We start from the raw sequence: 16,097 nt of genomic DNA, 5'->3' as shown, positions 1-16,097 counted from the left end.
TTTTCAAAATGAAGCAGACCACCTGAGACAAGGATCCGTAATGAAAATTGAATCTGTAAACGTCACCGTTTTTCAGTATCCCACCCGTCGTGTTTCCGATAGCGCAGGTCACTCCCATCCTGGCCCGGAGAGCATGGCTAAGATGGCGATGCTGACCATCACCGCTGATGATGGCAGCCAGGGATTCTCTTTTGCGCCGTCGGAAGTGGTGCGTCCCTTTGTCGTGAACACCTTCTTCCGCAAGGTGATGGTGGGCCAGGATCCGTTCAACCGCGAGCGCATTTGGCAGGATCTGGTTCACTGGCAGCGCGGCAGCGCTCATCAGCTCACCGAGCGGGCGCTCTCCTTTGTTGAACAGGCGCTGTGGGATCTGATGGGTCGCAAGCTTAACGTCCCGGTCTATAAGCTGCTCGGCGGTTTCCGTGACAAGGTTCCGGCCTACGGCAGCACCATGTGCGGGGACGATCTGCCGGGTGGACTATCCACGCCAGAGGAGTACGCCGCCTTTGCCGAAACCCTGGTCGCCCGTGGCTATAAGGCGATCAAGCTGCACACCTGGATGCCGCCGGTGTCGTTTGCCCCTAATCCTAAGATGGACGTTAAGGCCTGTGCCGCCGTGCGTGAAGCCGTCGGGCCGGATATCGACCTGATGATCGACGGCTACCACTGGTATAGCCGTACCGAGGCGCTCTATATCGGCAAAGAGCTGGAGAAGCTCAACTTTGCCTGGTTTGAAGAGCCAATGGAGGAGGAGAGCATGTCTTCCTACGCCTGGCTGGCAGAGAACCTCTCTATTCCAATCATTGGGCCGGAGAGCCTGGGCGGCAAGCACCATAGCCGCGCCGACTGGGTAAAAGCTGGCGCCTGCGACATCCTGCGTGCCGGATCCAACGGCGTAGGCGGTATCTCACCGACGCTGAAGGTCGCCAGCCTTGCGGAAGCTTTTGGCATGGACTGCGAAGTGCATGGCAACGGTGCGGCCAGCCTGGCGGTGGTCGGGGCGATCCGCAACTGCCGCTGGTATGAACGCGGACTGCTGCACCCGTTCCTCGACTACGACGAACCTGCCGCCTATCTCAACAGCATTGTCGATCCGATGGATGACGAGGGCTTTGTTCACCTGCCGCAGCGTCCCGGCCTCGGCGAAGACATCAATTTTGCGTATATCGAAGCCAATACCGTCAGCCACGACTGACAAATAATAAAAACCTCTTACCTTATGGCGGTATACATGAAAAAAAACGTGTTGAGGGCTAGCCTGCTGGCGCTCTCGCTGATGATGGGGAGTGGGGCGACGCTGGCGGCCACGCCGCCGGATCAGCTCATCATCGGCATGAACATGAACAACCTGCTGAGCCTCGATCCGGCGGCGATGACCGGCAACGAAGTGGTCGGCATCGTCGTTAATCTCTACGACTCGCTGGTCGAGCTGGATCCCAACCAGCTCACCAACGTCCGCCCGGCGCTGGCCGAATCCTGGGCCATCAGTCCGGATGGCAAAACCCTAACCTTTCACCTGCGCAAGGACGTAAAGTTTCACTCCGGCAATCCGCTAACCGCCCAGGACGTGGTGTGGTCGATGCGCCGCCTGCTGCATCTCAACCTTGCCCAGGCTTCAGTGTGGAAATCCTACGGCTTTAGCAAAAAGAACATTGACGATCAGGTAAGCGCCCCGGATGACTATACCGTGCAGATCGTCCTGCCGAAGGCCAACGATCCGCAGCTGGTGATCTACTCCCTTGGCGCGCTGGGCAACCTTGGCGTGCTCGACAGCAAAACGGTGCAGAGCCACGAGGTAAACAACGACTGGGGCAACCGCTGGCTGACCACCAACGAAGCTGGCTCCGGTCCCTTTATGCTCGAGACCTGGCAGGCAAAAGATGTGCTGCGTATGAAGCGTAACCCGAGCTACTGGCGGGAAGAGCCGAAGATGAGCCGCATCGTGCTGCGTCATTTCCAGGAGTCTCAGACCCTGCGCCTGATGATTGCCAAGGGCGATCTCGATATCGCTAACAGCATGGCGGTGTCAGACATCAACGCCCTGCGTAAGGATCCCGACGTCACCGTTGAGGCGGTGCAGCGCGGGACGGTCTACTACGTGGCGATGAGCATGAAGGAGCCGCACTTTGCTAATCCGAAGGTGCGTGAGGCGGTGCGCTACCTGATTGACTACCAGGGGATCAATAAGGCGCTGATGCCGGGCTATGGCGTGCTGCACCAGCGCCCGATCAAGGCCGGGATGCCGTCCACGCTGCCAGACCCTGGCTACCGGCTGGACATTGCGAAAGCAAAAAAGCTGCTGGCCGAGGCGGGCTACCCGAACGGCTTTGATACCACCCTGCGGGTGCTGGCGGATCAGCCGTTCCTCAATATCGCCATTGCCGTGCAGTCCACCCTGATGCAGGCGGGCATTAACGCCAAAATCATCACCGGCACCGGGAACCAGATCTACGGCGCGATGCGCGAGCGTAAGTTTGACATCCTGGTCGGGCGCGGCGGCAGCGGCGTGGAGCCGCATCCGCACTCCAGCCTGCGTGCGCTGGTCTACAACCCGGACAACAGCGACGAGGCGCGGCTGACCAATTTCCAGGGCTGGCGCACCGGTTTTTACGATAAGCCGCTCAACGAGATGATCGACCGGGCGCTGCTGGAGCGCGATCCGCAAAAACAGATTGCTGACTATCAGCAGATCCAGACCCGTTACGACCAGCTGATCCCCGCCCTGGTGCCGCTCTCCCAGATGGTGGATTCGGTGGTGGTGCGTAACGAGGTGAAAAATTTCCAGTCTCACCCCTCCGCCACTACCTTCCTGCGTGAGGTTTATAAAGAGCCGATTCATACCGGAGGAACCAAAGGATGAGTGTAGCAATCTTAGCGCCTGGCTCCCGCGCCAGACGGTTCTCAAACCGGCTCGGCCAGGTAGCGATCACCCTGTTCGGCCTGCTGCTGCTGACCTTCTTTATTGGCCGGGTGATGCCGGTGGATCCGGTGCTGGCGATCGTCGGCCCGGACGCCGACCAGAGCACCTACCAGCAGGTCTACCAGCAACTGGGGTTTGATAAATCACTCCTGACCCAGTTTGGTATCTATTTTAACAACCTGCTGCATGGCGATCTTGGTAACGCGCTGCTGACCGGCAAGCCGGTAACGGACGATATTCTGCGCGTCTTCCCGGCGACGCTGGAGCTGGCGACGATGGCGATCATCGTCGGTGCGGGCCTCGGCATTCCGCTGGGGGTGCTGGCGGCGGCGCGCCGCAACTCGGTCTCCGACTACGTGGTACGCATTATCAGCCTGGCGGGCTACTCCACGCCGATCTTCTGGGTGGGGATGATGGGCCTGCTGCTGTTCTACGCCTGGCTGGGCTGGGTAGGCGGGGCCGGACGGCTGGATATGGGCCTTGAAGGGCTGGTGCCGCGCCGCACCGGGCTGTTTACCATCGATGCTCTGCTGGCGGGGAACGGGCAGGTGTTCTGGAACGCCATCAATCACCTGGTGTTGCCCGCATCGCTGCTCGGCTTCCACTCCCTGGCCTACATCAGCCGGATGACCCGCAGCTTTATGCTGGCTCAGCTCTCTCAGGAGTTCATCATCACCGCCCGGGTTAAAGGCTTAACCGAGCGGCAGGTGATCTGGAATCACGCGTTTCGCAACATCCTCGTGCAGCTTCTAACGGTGGTGGCGCTGGCCTACGGCTCGCTGCTGGAGGGCGCGGTGCTGATCGAAACCGTCTTCTCCTGGCCGGGCTTTGGCTCATACCTTACCGGCAGCCTACTGCTGGGGGATATGAATGCGGTAATGGGCTGTGTGCTGCTGGTGGGGGTGATCTTCGTGATGCTCAACCTGCTCTCCGACATGCTTTACCAACTCTTTGACCCGAGGACGAAATCATGACGGTCTCTCTGGATACGCCCGTAACCGGTGGCGGAAATGAAAGCCGCCTGCGTCTCAAACGTACCCTGGCCCGCACCGGCGGTTTCATTGGCAAAATGGCCCGCAATCCGCTAACTGCCATCGGGGGAGGAATTATTTTCCTGCTGTTGGTGGTGGCTGCCTTTGCGCCGTGGATCGCCCCCTATAATCCGCTGGTGCAGGATCTTAACGCGGCATTGCAGGCACCAAACGCCCAGCACTGGTTTGGTACCGACGAGTTTGGCCGGGATATCTTTAGCCGCCTGGTCTACGGGGCGCGCATTACGCTCTACATTGTGCTGCTGGTGTCGGTCACCGTCGGGCCGCTGGGTCTGCTGCTGGGCGTGAGCGCGGGCTACTTCGGCGGCAAGGTTGATATGGTGCTGATGCGCGTCACCGATATCTTTATCTCCTTCCCAAGCCTGGTGCTGGCTCTGGCATTCGTTGCCGCCCTCGGCCCCGGCCTTGAGCATGTAGTGATCGCCATTACCCTGACCGCCTGGCCACCGATTGCTCGTCTGGCGCGGGCTGAAACCCTCTCCCTACGCCAGGCCGACTTTATCTCGGCGGTGCGCTTGCAGGGGGCATCACCGGTACGCGTGCTGTGGCGGCATATTGTACCGCTCTGCCTGCCGTCGGTGATCATCCGCATCACTATGAACATGGCGGGGATTATCCTGACCGCTGCCGGGCTGGGCTTCCTCGGCCTTGGCGCGCAGCCGCCGGAGCCGGAGTGGGGGGCAATGATCTCCAGCGGCCGCACCTACATGATGGAGTGCTGGTGGGTAGTGACTATTCCGGGGCTGGCGATCCTGATCAACAGTCTGGCGTTTAACTTCTTAGGAGATGGCCTACGTGACATCCTCGATCCTCGCAGCGAATAACGTACCTCTGCTCGACGTGCGCAATCTCCATGTCGATTTTATTAACGGACGCGCGGTCACCAACGCGGTGCGCGGCGTCTCCTTTCAGCTGGGCCGGGAGAAGCTCGCCATCGTCGGTGAGTCCGGCTCCGGTAAATCCACGGTCGGACGGGCGCTGATGCGCCTGCATCCGGCCAAGGCCCGCATCACCGCTGAACGGATGCACTTCGGCGATATCGATCTGCGCAGCGCCAGCGAGGCGCAGATGCGCACCGTGCGCGGGAAACGCATCTCAATGATTATGCAGGACCCTAAATACTCTCTGAACCCGGTGGTCTGCGTCGGGGATCAGATTGCCGAGGCCTGGCTGACCCATCATCCGGGGCGCAAGGCCGAGGCGAAGGCTAAGGTGTTGGAGATGCTCGACGTGGTGCGCATTCGCCAGCCGGAGCGCGTCTATAACCTCTATCCGCACGAGATTTCCGGCGGGCAGGGCCAGCGCATCATGATCGCCATGATGCTGATCACCGATCCTGAGCTGGTGATCGCCGACGAGCCTACCTCTGCGCTCGACGTCTCGGTGCGTTTACAGGTGCTGGGGCTGCTGGACGATCTGGTCCAGTCCCGCGGGCTGGGGCTGATCTTTATCAGTCACGATATCAACCTGGTGCGCAGCTTCTGTGACCGGGTGCTGGTGATGTACGCTGGACGGGTGGTGGAGTCGATTGCCGCCCGCGATCTGCATAACGCCCAGCATCCCTATACTCAGGGGCTGATCAGCGCCCTGCCGGAGATCCACCATCGCCGTCCTGTGCTGCCGGTATTGCAGCGCCAGGCCAGCTGGCTTAGCGAGTGAGGAGCGCATTATGATCGATGTGAAAAACCTGAACCTGGCCTTTGGCGAAGGGGAGAAGCGTAACCAGGTGCTGTATGACGTGAGCTTTAACGTGCAGCCGGGAGAGATCTACGGCTTGGTGGGGGAGTCCGGCTCGGGTAAAACCACGGTGCTGAAGTGCCTGGCGGGGCTGTTTACCCACTGGGACGGCGAGCTGGCTATCAACGGCCAGCCGTTAGAGCACCGACTCAATCCGCAGCGCTGCCGGCTGGTGCAGATGGTGTTTCAGGATCCCTACGGCTCGCTGCATCCGCGGCATACCATCGGCGATATTCTGGAGGAGCCGCTGCTTATTCACGGCATTGGCGACCGGGACCGGCGGGTAAACCGCCTGTTGGATCGGGTCGGGCTAAACCGCGCCTTCCGCGATCGCTTCCCGCACCAGCTCTCCGGTGGTCAGCGCCAGCGCGTGGCCATCGCCCGGGCATTAATCCTTGAGCCGCAGGTGCTGCTGCTGGATGAGCCAACCTCGGCGCTGGACGTGTCGGTGCAGGCGGAGATCCTCAACCTGCTGGCGGAGCTGCATCAGGAGTCGAAGCTGACCTACCTGATGGTGACCCACGATCTTGGGGTGATCGCCCACCTGTGCCAGAAGATTGCCGTGATGCAGTACGGCAAGATCCTCGAGACGCTGGCGGTGGATGAGCTGGTGAGCGGTCAGGCAAAAACCGACTATACGCGGATGCTGGTCAATGCCAGTCAGCAGTATAGCCGGGAGATGGCGCGGGAGGTGGCGGCCTATTAGCCGCAGGGCATCTACTCTACCGCAGCAACGGGCAATCTGGCGGCAGGCGGCACTGCAATGCGCCGGGCAGGATCTCCATCCGGAAATGCTGCCCGCTCAGCGGTTCGCCGTCAAGGTTGAAGGTGATCTCGTGAGGGGAGGTCACCTCAAACCAGGCCGATTCGCCGTCTACCAGGTTCGGATTTTCATCCGGATTAATAAGGGTGGTAAAGAGCGCAGGCAGGATCTCATCGCCGGTAAAAATGCGTATCTGTAACAGACCGTCGTTGATCAGCGCGCTCGGGCAGAGCTGCTGTCCGCCGCCCGCCTGGCGGCCGTTGCCGATACCGATCACCAATGCGTCACCGTGCCATTGGAAGTTCTCACCGCGGATCTCTACGCTGTCGGCTTTCAGAGTATCCATGCGTGTCAGGCCGTGAATGACGTAGGACACGCTGCCCAGCGCAGCCTTCAGCCGCTCCGGCGTTTCGGTGGTAATGCGCGTGCCGAACCCGCCGGTAGCCATGTTGATAAACCCGGTCTCGCCATTCACCCGGGCAACATCTATTGGCACAGCCTTGCCGATAATTGCCAGCTGCAAGGCTTTATCGAGCGTTTCCGGTATGCCCGCGCTAGTGGCGAAGTCGTTGGCGGTGCCGAGCGGTAAAATGCCGAGTGCCGGAACGTTTTCGCTCGCGGTGTTGACCAGCGCCGTGGCGACCTCGTTAATGGTGCCATCGCCGCCGCCGGCGATCACCGTGGCAACCCCAAGCTCCACGGCCTCCGCGACGTAGCGGGCTGCGTCACCCTTTTCCCAGGTGACCCTGACGTGAAGTTCGATACCTTCGTTACGCAACAGAGTAACCGCCTCGCGCAGGGTGTCATCACCTGCACTTTTGCCATTCAGAATAAGTAAACTCGACGGATCGCTGGTCATCCTAACACCCTGAATTAGAGAGAATGGAAAGAGTGTATCTTAGCTGGAACGGGAGCGTGTAAGAAGAGGCTGAAAGGCACGAAAAAAAATAGGCCTTGCTTAGCACGAACGATGCTCGGTACGTTTGATGTACTTCCTACCCAGGAACCACCCAACGATTGCGCCAATGATAAACATCACAGGCGTGCCGATAAAAAAGATAGATGCATTAACCGACATCTGATCTTCGCCGTAGATGGGGCCAACAAAGTAGTCACATATCGTTGGCAATAACAGGTACATCAAAAGAGCACCGCAGAGGGCACCGACGATAGCGCAGATGGAGATTTTTAGCTTTCTCATAACACTCTCCAAAACCAGACTTCTTTAGAGTTGAAAAAATCACTTAGATACCCTTCGACGCTGAGGCCCCACTGTATGCGAGCATAGCTAAAGAAAGAGGTTAAACGAGAGCCATTCCATAAATCTATATGATCACCGCTGCGGTTTGCAAAACTCTCATTTCCGCGCCGCCAGTAATCCTTAAAGAAGATGATACCGGTCCGGTTTTCCAGCACATCTGCAAAATTATCTGCGTGAACTTTTATTGCAGGGAACACACCGGGTATTGGTGTACGTTTAAGCGCATCGGCCAGTTCTTCTGCACGTAAAATATGGCCCGCACTTTTAGGATGTAACCAGCAAAAGTGAACATGAAGTTTTGTTACATCGTAACCACAACGGGCAAGGGCGGTGCCAAGCCTAATGGCACATTGATCATCAAACGCTTTATGTCCATCACGCCGCCGACAGGGATTATCATCCCCATTAACTTCCGGATGCGCATTCCAAAGTGCTGAGAAAGTTATACTCATCGGTAATCTCCTGTTACTAAAACATCTAATAGATACAATCACTTGCCGTTATCTACTATAAGTAAAAGCGATACGGGAGTTTGAACAAAAAGCAACAAATAATATAAGGTTATCTTATCAGTCAGGCGTGAATGACTTGGGTGAGTAGGGGGTTTAAAGGTATCACACAAAAAAATAGGCCTGCGTAAGGGAGATTATATTCTTTCAGCTGTAACCGTAACCGCATGGGGAGCTAGATTGCGTATGCCTTAGTTGAAATCGACTCTCCTCCCAACGATAGATTGTATCGCTAACTTCGCAATCTGCCGTGTGGTGGGAGTACCGCAAGCTGATTTGAAGATAGGGTCAAGGATACGCGAGTTGCTGAAAATGGTGATGCTTTAAATCTTTAAGTCATTACTCTGGGTGGACAAAATGCCGCGTAATGCTCAGGCCTTGAGAGTTGTGCGTATGAGACAGATGAGGTCAATGGCTATGAATTCAAGCAGGCTTTACAGGGAATCACACGACAGCGGTATGAAGCAAAGCGCAGGGGGCGTGCTTTCATTTTTATGGACGTCAAAAATTTGTACGCCTAAAAGGCAATTGCATTAAAAAAAATGAATCGTGCAGCCGAAACAAGGTTGAACAGTAGTATTAATGTTGAATATTTAAAGCGAGGCACTTTCATCCAGAGCTAACCATTTAGATCTTTAAGCATTACTACAGTAGCGTGGCTCGTTTCAACTGCAGTGTTAACTATAGCCCAAACGCACCGGAAATGTTGAGGTCAGAATGAATGTGCGAGATGTAGCTAATATGAACGTTCCCATAAAATAGTATTTAGAACACTGTTCTAAAAATTTCTCGCTTTTGTACCTACAAAAAAATTGTAGAGACTTATTCATAATCATCTAGAGTACCTGAGGTTTGCCCTTCTTCTATTGCACCAAGACCAAATTTACCAATTAATACATTACTCTGCATTTGAATGATTACTGACATTGTCCGGCCTGTAACTCCTTCCTCTTTATAATGATAACCGCTTGCACTCGCCGAAAGATCTGTATAGAAGCCATTATCAAATTCAAATTGCTCAATATTAATATCTTCAATCTCATCAAAAATAGTATTTGATTCTGCTATCGCATCTGAGAGCCCCTCAGATTGGAATACGTCATATCGATTACTTTCGAAACTTTCTTTACATTTCTCAGCAAGCTCATCACCAGAGATTAATTTAAAAGGTATATCAGCAAAGAGGTTTTCAAAATGATCAAAAAGCATGTCTGCAGATAAATCATCATTTTCAGAATCCTCTTCTAAGATAATTTGCTCTAGTCGTTTAGCTAGCTCATCATCATAATAAACATATTCAATTTTATCTAAGTTCTCATTGTTAAAGTTTTTATCTGCAAGTAGTTCATCAAAGTGATCATATCCGAAGAGCGCAGCTACAATATTTCCTAATGATTGTAATGATATCTTAATATCATCTTCTTTTAAACTTTCTTCAATTTTAAGCATAAGAAAATAAGCTGAAGGGAAGCGGTGAGAAGCCAAAGTCGCCCTCGCCTTGGCAGTGCTGCTTTCAAAACGGATCTTTTCTAATTCAGCTTGTTTAATTTTTTTGTCTAGATCTAAAGCGGACAATTTTTCTGTATTTTCTGCATCTTGTGTTCTTGCCGCTTGTTCTTTTGCTTTATTATTAGCCTCATCACTTTTCGCTGCTAAACGTATTCCTCTTTGTCTTAGATGTTCTTGTATTTCATTCCTTTTATTAATGTCTTGCTGAACCAATTGTTCCAAAAATTGTTTATTTGGATTTGCTCTAAGTTTTTCTTTATTAAGTTCCTTTTGCTGATTTATTTTTGCTAATTCTATGCTCACCGCTTGCCCATGTAATTTTTCGCTGGCCCAGCGTTGCATAAAATTAATAGCTACTGACACCCAGGGAAATGCTAAGAGATAGAATAATGTAATTGCAAATGGAATTGTAAATATGTAATTTATTCTTAATAATGGTGTTTCATAGAGGTAATTGTAGAAAAAATTAATGCGCTCGGTAACTTTTCCATCGCCCCAAAAAAGTAGGGCTAAGTGATTCCAGTTACAAGCAATCCAAGTACAGATAAAAGTTCCAATGAATGGGTCATTTATCCTTGTTTTAGCATTCCCGGCTATAGAGGAAAAAATATCGTCTAAAAATTTCATCTTTTTCCAAGTTAAAGTAAATAAGAATCAAAGCTATTGAAGATCCTATAACATTTTTTTGTCGTTATTTGTACTATTGGCATTAAATCATAGAATCATCACAATTGTTACCCTAATGATAACTTCTTTTGGAGTCTTTTTCACCCTCTTTATCAAAGCAGACAGAAAAGAGATTACATCAAATTGGGATAAAAAAATCATACTTAAGTCTAGAATACCACGACAGTAGGTTTGGCTTTGCATTATTTATCAAATGGTTATGATGGTCTGCCTCAAAATTTGTTTGCATTACCATATAATGTTTATGGGCTGATAGATATTGTGCTGAGGACAGTGGAGCCTAGGGAAATATCAATGAAATTTGGAAATTGATCTACATCACAAATCAAAGCCCCGCATTTATGCGACTTTTTTGCTGATATAGCCAACCTTCGGGTGTGATTTCAAAAAACCCTTTAATTTCATATGATTGAAAAAAATAGGCCTGCGTAAGGGAGATTACACAGGCCAAGGAGGTGGTTCCTGGTAGAGCTAGCATTTATGGGTTATGTTTTTCAGCGCTGAGATAATACCCTTAACAAACGAAACGGTATGTGATCCGATTCTAAGATTCATATCATCTGAAAAAATAACCCGAATGAACTAGTTAGCGGCTAAGCAGCGTGCGGATTGCGCGTCGTCTGGCCGTTGAAATTACGCATCAGCAGGCCATACTCCAGCTGCATATCGGGAGGCACCGGCAGCCAGACGGTATAGCCATCCCCCGGTGCAACCGGCATCGCTTCGCCTTTGGCGTTCTCCATATGCTCGAGGGTAAAGTTGACGTTGCCGTGCGGGGTCATCAGCTCCATGCTGTCGCCCACGGAGAACTTGTTCTTCACCTTCACCGCCGCCAGCGCGCCGTTGCGTTCGCCGGTAAACTCGCCAACAAACTGCTGGCGATCGGAGATCGAGTAGCCCTGCTCGTAGTTCTGATAGTCGTCATGGGTATGGCGGCGCAGGAAGCCTTCGGTATAGCCCCGGTGTGCCAGCCCCTCCAGGGTTTCCATCAGGCTGGTGTCGAACGGTTTACCCGCGGCGGCGTCGTCAATGGCCTTGCGGTAAACCTGCGCGGTACGGGCGCAGTAGTAAAATGACTTGGTGCGGCCCTCGATCTTCAGCGAGTGCACGCCCATCTGCGTCAGGCGCTCAACGTGGGCGATGGCGCGCAGATCCTTCGAGTTCATGATGTAGGTACCGTGCTCATCTTCGAACGCGGTCATGTACTCGCCAGGACGCTGGGCCTCTTCGATCATAAACACCTTGTCGGTAGGCGCGCCAATACCCAGCGTCGGCTCGACGTTTTTCACCGGGATCGGCTCGTGGACGTGGACGATATTACCCACGGCGTCCTCTTTACCCTCCTGCACGTTGTACTCCCAGCGGCAGGCGTTGGTGCAGGTGCCCTGGTTAGGATCGCGCTTGTTGATGTAGCCCGAGAGCAGGCAGCGGCCCGAGTAGGCCATACACAGCGCACCATGAACGAAGATCTCAAGCTCCATCTCCGGCACCTGCTGGCGGATCTCGGCGATCTCATCCAGCGACAGCTCGCGGGAGAGGATCACCCGGGTCAGGCCCATCTGCTGCCAGAACTTCACCGTCGCCCAGTTAACCGCGTTAGCCTGCACCGAGAGGTGGATGTCCATCTCCGGGAAGTTCTCGCGCACCAGCATGATTAAACCGGGATCGGACATGATCAGCGCATCCGGTCCCATCGCTACCACCGGCGCTAAATCGCGGATAAATGTCTTCAGCTTGGCGTTGTGCGGCGCAATATTCACCACCACGTAGAACTTTTTCCCAAGCTGATGGGCTTCGTTGATCCCCAGCTGAAGGTTCTCGTGATTAAATTCGTTATTGCGCACCCGCAGGGAGTAACGGGGCTGGCCCGCGTAGACGGCATCCGCGCCATAGGCGAAGGCGTAACGCATATTTTTCAGCGTTCCCGCCGGGGAGAGGAGTTCCGGTTTAAACATGATGTTCTCGTTCTGATGACAGGTCAGATCCGCCGCAGTTCAGTGGGCGGGCAGGGGGTAATCCCCTGTTTTAAGGGCGGGAATTATAGCGCTGCGGGGCTGGCAGGTAAAGCGCCGGGTGGCGGCTGCGCCTTACCCGGCTTGGGTTAATTCGCGACTTATGCCATTCGGCCGGCGTCCGCCTCCCAGCGGTAGCCAACGCCATATACCGCGCGGATAAACGACTGCTCCTCGTCCAGCGCCTCCAGCTTGCGGCGCAGGTTTTTGATGTGGCTGTCGATGGTGCGGTCGGTTACTACGCGGTAGTCGTCATAGAGGTGGTTCAGCAGCTGCTCGCGGGAGAAGACTTTCCCCGGCTCGCCGGAGAGGGTCTTCAGCAGGCGAAACTCGGCGGGCGTCAAATCCAGCGCCTTGCTGCGCCAGCTGGCCTGGAAGCGGCTCTCGTCGATCATCAGCGGGCTGACTGCATCCAGCTCTTTCAGCTCGCGCTGGGGCTTGCAGCGGCGCAGAATGGTTTTCACCCGCGCGACCACCTCCCGAGGGCTGTAGGGTTTGCAGATGTAGTCATCGGCGCCAATCTCCAGCCCCAGCAGGCGATCGATCTCCTCAATTCTGGCGGTCACCATCACAATCGGCAGATCGGAGAAGCGGCGGATCTCCCGGCACAGGGTCAGGCCGTCAGTGCCGGGGAGCATCAGATCCAGCAGCATCAGGTCCGGCGGCGTCTGGCGCACGTAGGGCAGCACCTTATCACCGTGGTTAATCAGCGTCGGGGCATAGCCCGCCGCCCGCAGATAGTCCACCAGCAGCTGTCCCAGCTTCGGCTCATCTTCCACGATTAAAATGCGCGGGGTATTTTCGTCAATCGGTAACTCAGTCATACATCTCTCGGTAAATCGCGTTCCAGCGGTAGTTCAACTGTAATGCTAACCCCGCCAAAAGGCGAATGGGCCGCGTGGATGGTGCCGCCGTGGGCTTCAACAATGTTTACGCAGATAGGCAGCCCCAGTCCGGAGCCGCCGCTGGCGCGGTTGCGCGAGCTTTCGGTGCGGTAGAAACGCTCAAACAGGCGGCTGAGCTGCTCGTCGCTGACGCCGGGGCCGCTGTCGGCAAAGGTCATCGCCATGGCATCTGGCTTCACGGTCGCACTAATCATCAGCTGGCCCCCGGCATCGGTATAGCGCAGACTGTTCTCCAGCAGATTATTAAAGAGCTGCATCAGACGGTCGCGGTCGCCGAACACGATGGCGCTCTCCGGCAGCGAGACGTTAAGGCTTAGTCCCCGACTGGCGAAGCGCTCCCGGAACGCCCCGGCGGCAATCTCCAGCAGGGTTATCACATCCATCGGGGCCTTCTGGTAGGCCAGCGCCCCCTCGTCGGACATCGAGAGCTGATGCAGATCGTCAACCAGCTTGGTCAGCGTGCCCACTTCGGCCTGTAAGGAGGCTACCGACTCGGGGGTGAACTGGCGCACGCCGTCCTGAATCGCCTCCAGCTCACCGCGCAGCACCGCCAGCGGGGTGCGCAGCTCGTGGGAGATATCGGCCATAAAGTCGCGGCGCATCTGCTGGTTCTTCTCCAGGGTGCTGGCGAGCTGGTTAAAGTCCTGGGCCAGCTTGCCCAGCTCATCCGGGCTGGACGTCGCCACGCGGGTGGTAAAGTCCCCGGCTGCCAGCCGGTGCGTCCCCTCTACCAGCCGTTTGACCGGGGCGAGTAGGCCGCGCGCCAGCGGGAAGGTTGCCAGCGCCGCCAGCAGCGTAGCGAGGCCGACAATCAGCCAGCTGGTGCGCCGCTGCTGACGATCAAAGTTGATATCGGTGTTGCGCGTCAGCCGCTCCACCGGGGAGGCGATGACCGAGCCAACCACCGCACCGTTAACCGTTATCGCCCGCCGGGTACCCTCTTTCGGCACCGGGGAGCGCGGGCCAACCAGCACGTCGCCGCTCTGATCGGTCACCCAGAACTGCGTCCGCCAGCCGTGGGGCGGCATGCCGGGGCCGGGCCGATCGTCGTCGCTTTCATGCTCAAAGGAGCGCAGGATCTGGAAGACGAAGCGGTCGTTATTGCGCAGAAAACGCCAGTTGCCGTGCAGCGCATACTGCTCCCCCAGCGCGTCGCTGAGCATCTGTAACCGCTGCTCGTTGCCGTGCTTGATGTAGTCGATAAAGCCGCGCTCAAAGCTGATCCGCACCGCCCAGTGCATGGTGATTAGCAGCGCAATACAGGTAGCGAGGATCGCCAGAAAGAGCTTGCCGGTAATACCGGGTCGCCAGAATTTCATCGTGAACTCCTTTTGCGCCGGGCAATCACGGTATTGGTGCCGGCGTCATTCGGCACGCGGGCAAAGACCAGCGCGGGCAGGGCGATGATCACCGCCATGCACAGATAGGTGGAAAAGAAAACGTGGTGCACCAGCGTGCTGTCGGTCGCCAGATGCTGCTGACCAAACAGGCCGAGCAGCAGCCCGGCGACGGTGACACCGATACTCATCGACAGCTGCATGATCATCGACAGCAGGCTGTTGCCGCTGCTGGCCTGCGCATCCGGCAGATCCTTCAGCGTCAGGGTGTTCATGGTCGAGAAGCGCATCGAGTTGATCATCCCCTGCACAAAAAGCACCACCGGCAGCAGATAGTAGAGGCCCGCCAGCGCCGTTGCCATAAACAGCAGGCTCACCAGCGCCAGCCCCAGCGTGCTGGCCACCAGCACCCGGCGGTAGCCGAAGCGGTTGACGATCTGCACCACAATTCGCTTCATGCCCATGCTGCCCAGCACCATCGGGATCATCATCAGCCCGGCGTGGAACGGCGAGAAGCCCAGGCCGATCTGTAAAAACACCGGGGTGATAAAGGGCAGCATGCCGCTGCCGATGCGTCCGGCAAAGCTGCCGGCCAGGCCAAGGGAGAAGGAGCGGGTACCAAACAGGCCGAGGGGAAAGAGTGCCGCCTCGTTGCGTCTGGCGTGCCACAGGTACGCCCCCAGCGCGATGACGCCCGCGATGACCAGCGCGATAAGAGTAAGCGTTGAGATGCCTAACCCCTTCTGGCCGTCGAGGGCGAGAGTCAGCGCCGCCATGCCGAAGGCCAGCAGCAGAAAGCCGGGCATATCGAAGCGGCGGGTTTGCAGGGTGTAGTTGGGCATCAGCCAGAGGGTGGCGATGGCCCCGACAATGCCCACCGGCAGGTTAATCAGGAAGATCCAGTGCCAGGAGGCGTACTCCACCAGAATACCCCCCAGCGCCGGGCCGAGCAGGGGGCCAATTTGCCCCGGCAGGGTGACGAAGGTCATCGCCGCCATATACTGCGACCGGGGAACGATCTTCATCACCGTCAGCCTGCCCACCGGCACCATCATTGCGCCGCCGACGCCCTGTAATACTCTCGCCATCACCAGTCCGTCCAGCGTGCTGGCCTGAGCGCAGAACAGCGATCCCAGCGTAAAGAGTACAATCGCGCTGAAGAAGACGTTGCGCACCCCGACCTTATCCGCCAGCCAGCCGCTGGCGGGGAGCATCACCGCTACCGTCAGCACGTAGGCCACGACGACCATGTGCATGTGCAGCGGGCTTTCGCCGAGGCTCTGCGCCATCGAGGGCAGGGCGGTGTTGACGATGGTGGTATCCAGCGCCTGCATGAAAAAGCCGAAGGCCACTATCCATAGCTGCCAGCGGACCTGGTTAGGAAGATCGGTCATCTCACCTGCCT

The 16,097-nt window shown here is 56.0% G+C and carries 14 protein-coding genes; 6 read left to right on the top strand and 8 right to left on the bottom strand.

The features are described 5' to 3' along the window. Nucleotides 1-40 precede the first annotated feature (40 nt). The 6 genes from RTN40_RS15495 to RTN40_RS15470 are packed head-to-tail and all read left to right on the top strand — an operon-like array spanning nucleotide 41 to nucleotide 6,415. On the top strand, nucleotides 41-1,195 hold the full coding sequence (locus RTN40_RS15495) for a mandelate racemase family protein (RefSeq protein ID WP_312229244.1): 1,155 nt from the start codon (nucleotides 41-43) through the stop codon (nucleotides 1,193-1,195). 36 nt (nucleotides 1,196-1,231) lie between these two features. After that, complete coding sequence (locus RTN40_RS15490; protein WP_312229243.1) at nucleotides 1,232-2,860, top strand: ABC transporter substrate-binding protein; 1,629 nt, start codon at nucleotides 1,232-1,234, stop codon at nucleotides 2,858-2,860. Beyond that, entirely contained in the window at nucleotides 2,857-3,894 is a 1,038-nt protein-coding gene (locus tag RTN40_RS15485; RefSeq protein ID WP_312229242.1) for an ABC transporter permease, read from the top strand. The genes RTN40_RS15490 and RTN40_RS15485 overlap by 4 nt, the downstream gene beginning before the upstream one ends. Beyond that, nucleotides 3,891-4,796: an ABC transporter permease gene (locus RTN40_RS15480; RefSeq protein WP_312229241.1), complete on the top strand. Its 906-nt coding sequence runs from the start codon at nucleotides 3,891-3,893 to the stop codon at nucleotides 4,794-4,796. Before RTN40_RS15485 ends, RTN40_RS15480 begins: the two co-directional genes overlap by 4 nt. Continuing rightward, nucleotides 4,768-5,631: an ABC transporter ATP-binding protein gene (locus RTN40_RS15475; RefSeq protein WP_312229382.1), complete on the top strand. Its 864-nt coding sequence runs from the start codon at nucleotides 4,768-4,770 to the stop codon at nucleotides 5,629-5,631. The genes RTN40_RS15480 and RTN40_RS15475 overlap by 29 nt, the downstream gene beginning before the upstream one ends. A 10-nt stretch (nucleotides 5,632-5,641) precedes the next feature. Beyond that, nucleotides 5,642-6,415 (top strand): ABC transporter ATP-binding protein, encoded by a 774-nt coding sequence (locus RTN40_RS15470; RefSeq protein WP_312229240.1) that lies wholly within the window; start codon nucleotides 5,642-5,644, stop codon nucleotides 6,413-6,415. 16 nt (nucleotides 6,416-6,431) lie between these two features. Here RTN40_RS15470 and yegS read toward each other — a convergent pair whose 3' ends face one another. The 8 genes from yegS to RTN40_RS15430 form a co-directional block, all read right to left on the bottom strand. Continuing rightward, nucleotides 6,432-7,331: a lipid kinase YegS gene (gene yegS, locus RTN40_RS15465; protein WP_312229239.1), complete on the bottom strand. Its 900-nt coding sequence runs from the start codon at nucleotides 7,329-7,331 to the stop codon at nucleotides 6,432-6,434. 99 nt (nucleotides 7,332-7,430) lie between these two features. Further along, on the bottom strand, nucleotides 7,431-7,673 hold the full coding sequence (locus RTN40_RS15460; RefSeq protein ID WP_312229238.1) for a hypothetical protein: 243 nt from the start codon (nucleotides 7,671-7,673) through the stop codon (nucleotides 7,431-7,433). Next, entirely contained in the window at nucleotides 7,670-8,185 is a 516-nt protein-coding gene (locus RTN40_RS15455; protein WP_312229237.1) for a type VI secretion system amidase effector protein Tae4, read from the bottom strand. Before RTN40_RS15455 ends, RTN40_RS15460 begins: the two co-directional genes overlap by 4 nt. A gap of 879 nt (nucleotides 8,186-9,064) precedes the next feature. After that, nucleotides 9,065-10,378 carry a hypothetical protein gene (locus RTN40_RS15450; protein WP_312229236.1) on the bottom strand — a complete coding sequence of 438 codons (1,314 nt, stop codon included), beginning with the start codon at nucleotides 10,376-10,378 and terminating at the stop codon, nucleotides 9,065-9,067. A gap of 653 nt (nucleotides 10,379-11,031) precedes the next feature. Next, a complete protein-coding gene (gene yegQ / locus RTN40_RS15445; protein WP_312229235.1) occupies nucleotides 11,032-12,393 on the bottom strand; it encodes a tRNA 5-hydroxyuridine modification protein YegQ in 1,362 nt (453 codons plus the stop codon). Nucleotides 12,394-12,551: 158 nt separating this feature from the next. Beyond that, the gene (gene baeR / locus RTN40_RS15440) at nucleotides 12,552-13,274 is read right to left on the bottom strand and encodes a two-component system response regulator BaeR (protein WP_312213215.1); all 723 of its coding nucleotides are present in this window, start codon (nucleotides 13,272-13,274) and stop codon (nucleotides 12,552-12,554) included. Continuing rightward, the gene (gene baeS / locus RTN40_RS15435; RefSeq protein ID WP_312229234.1) at nucleotides 13,271-14,674 is read right to left on the bottom strand and encodes a two-component system sensor histidine kinase BaeS; all 1,404 of its coding nucleotides are present in this window, start codon (nucleotides 14,672-14,674) and stop codon (nucleotides 13,271-13,273) included. The genes baeR and baeS overlap by 4 nt, the downstream gene beginning before the upstream one ends. Next, on the bottom strand, nucleotides 14,671-16,086 hold the full coding sequence (locus RTN40_RS15430; protein WP_312229233.1) for an MFS transporter: 1,416 nt from the start codon (nucleotides 16,084-16,086) through the stop codon (nucleotides 14,671-14,673). The genes baeS and RTN40_RS15430 overlap by 4 nt, the downstream gene beginning before the upstream one ends. Nucleotides 16,087-16,097 lie beyond the last annotated feature (11 nt).

The sequence above is a fragment of the Pseudescherichia sp. genome (assembly GCF_031987975.1).
GTDB lineage: Bacteria > Pseudomonadota > Gammaproteobacteria > Enterobacterales > Enterobacteriaceae > Pseudescherichia.
This window is presented reverse-complemented; position numbering and strand designations above follow the sequence as displayed.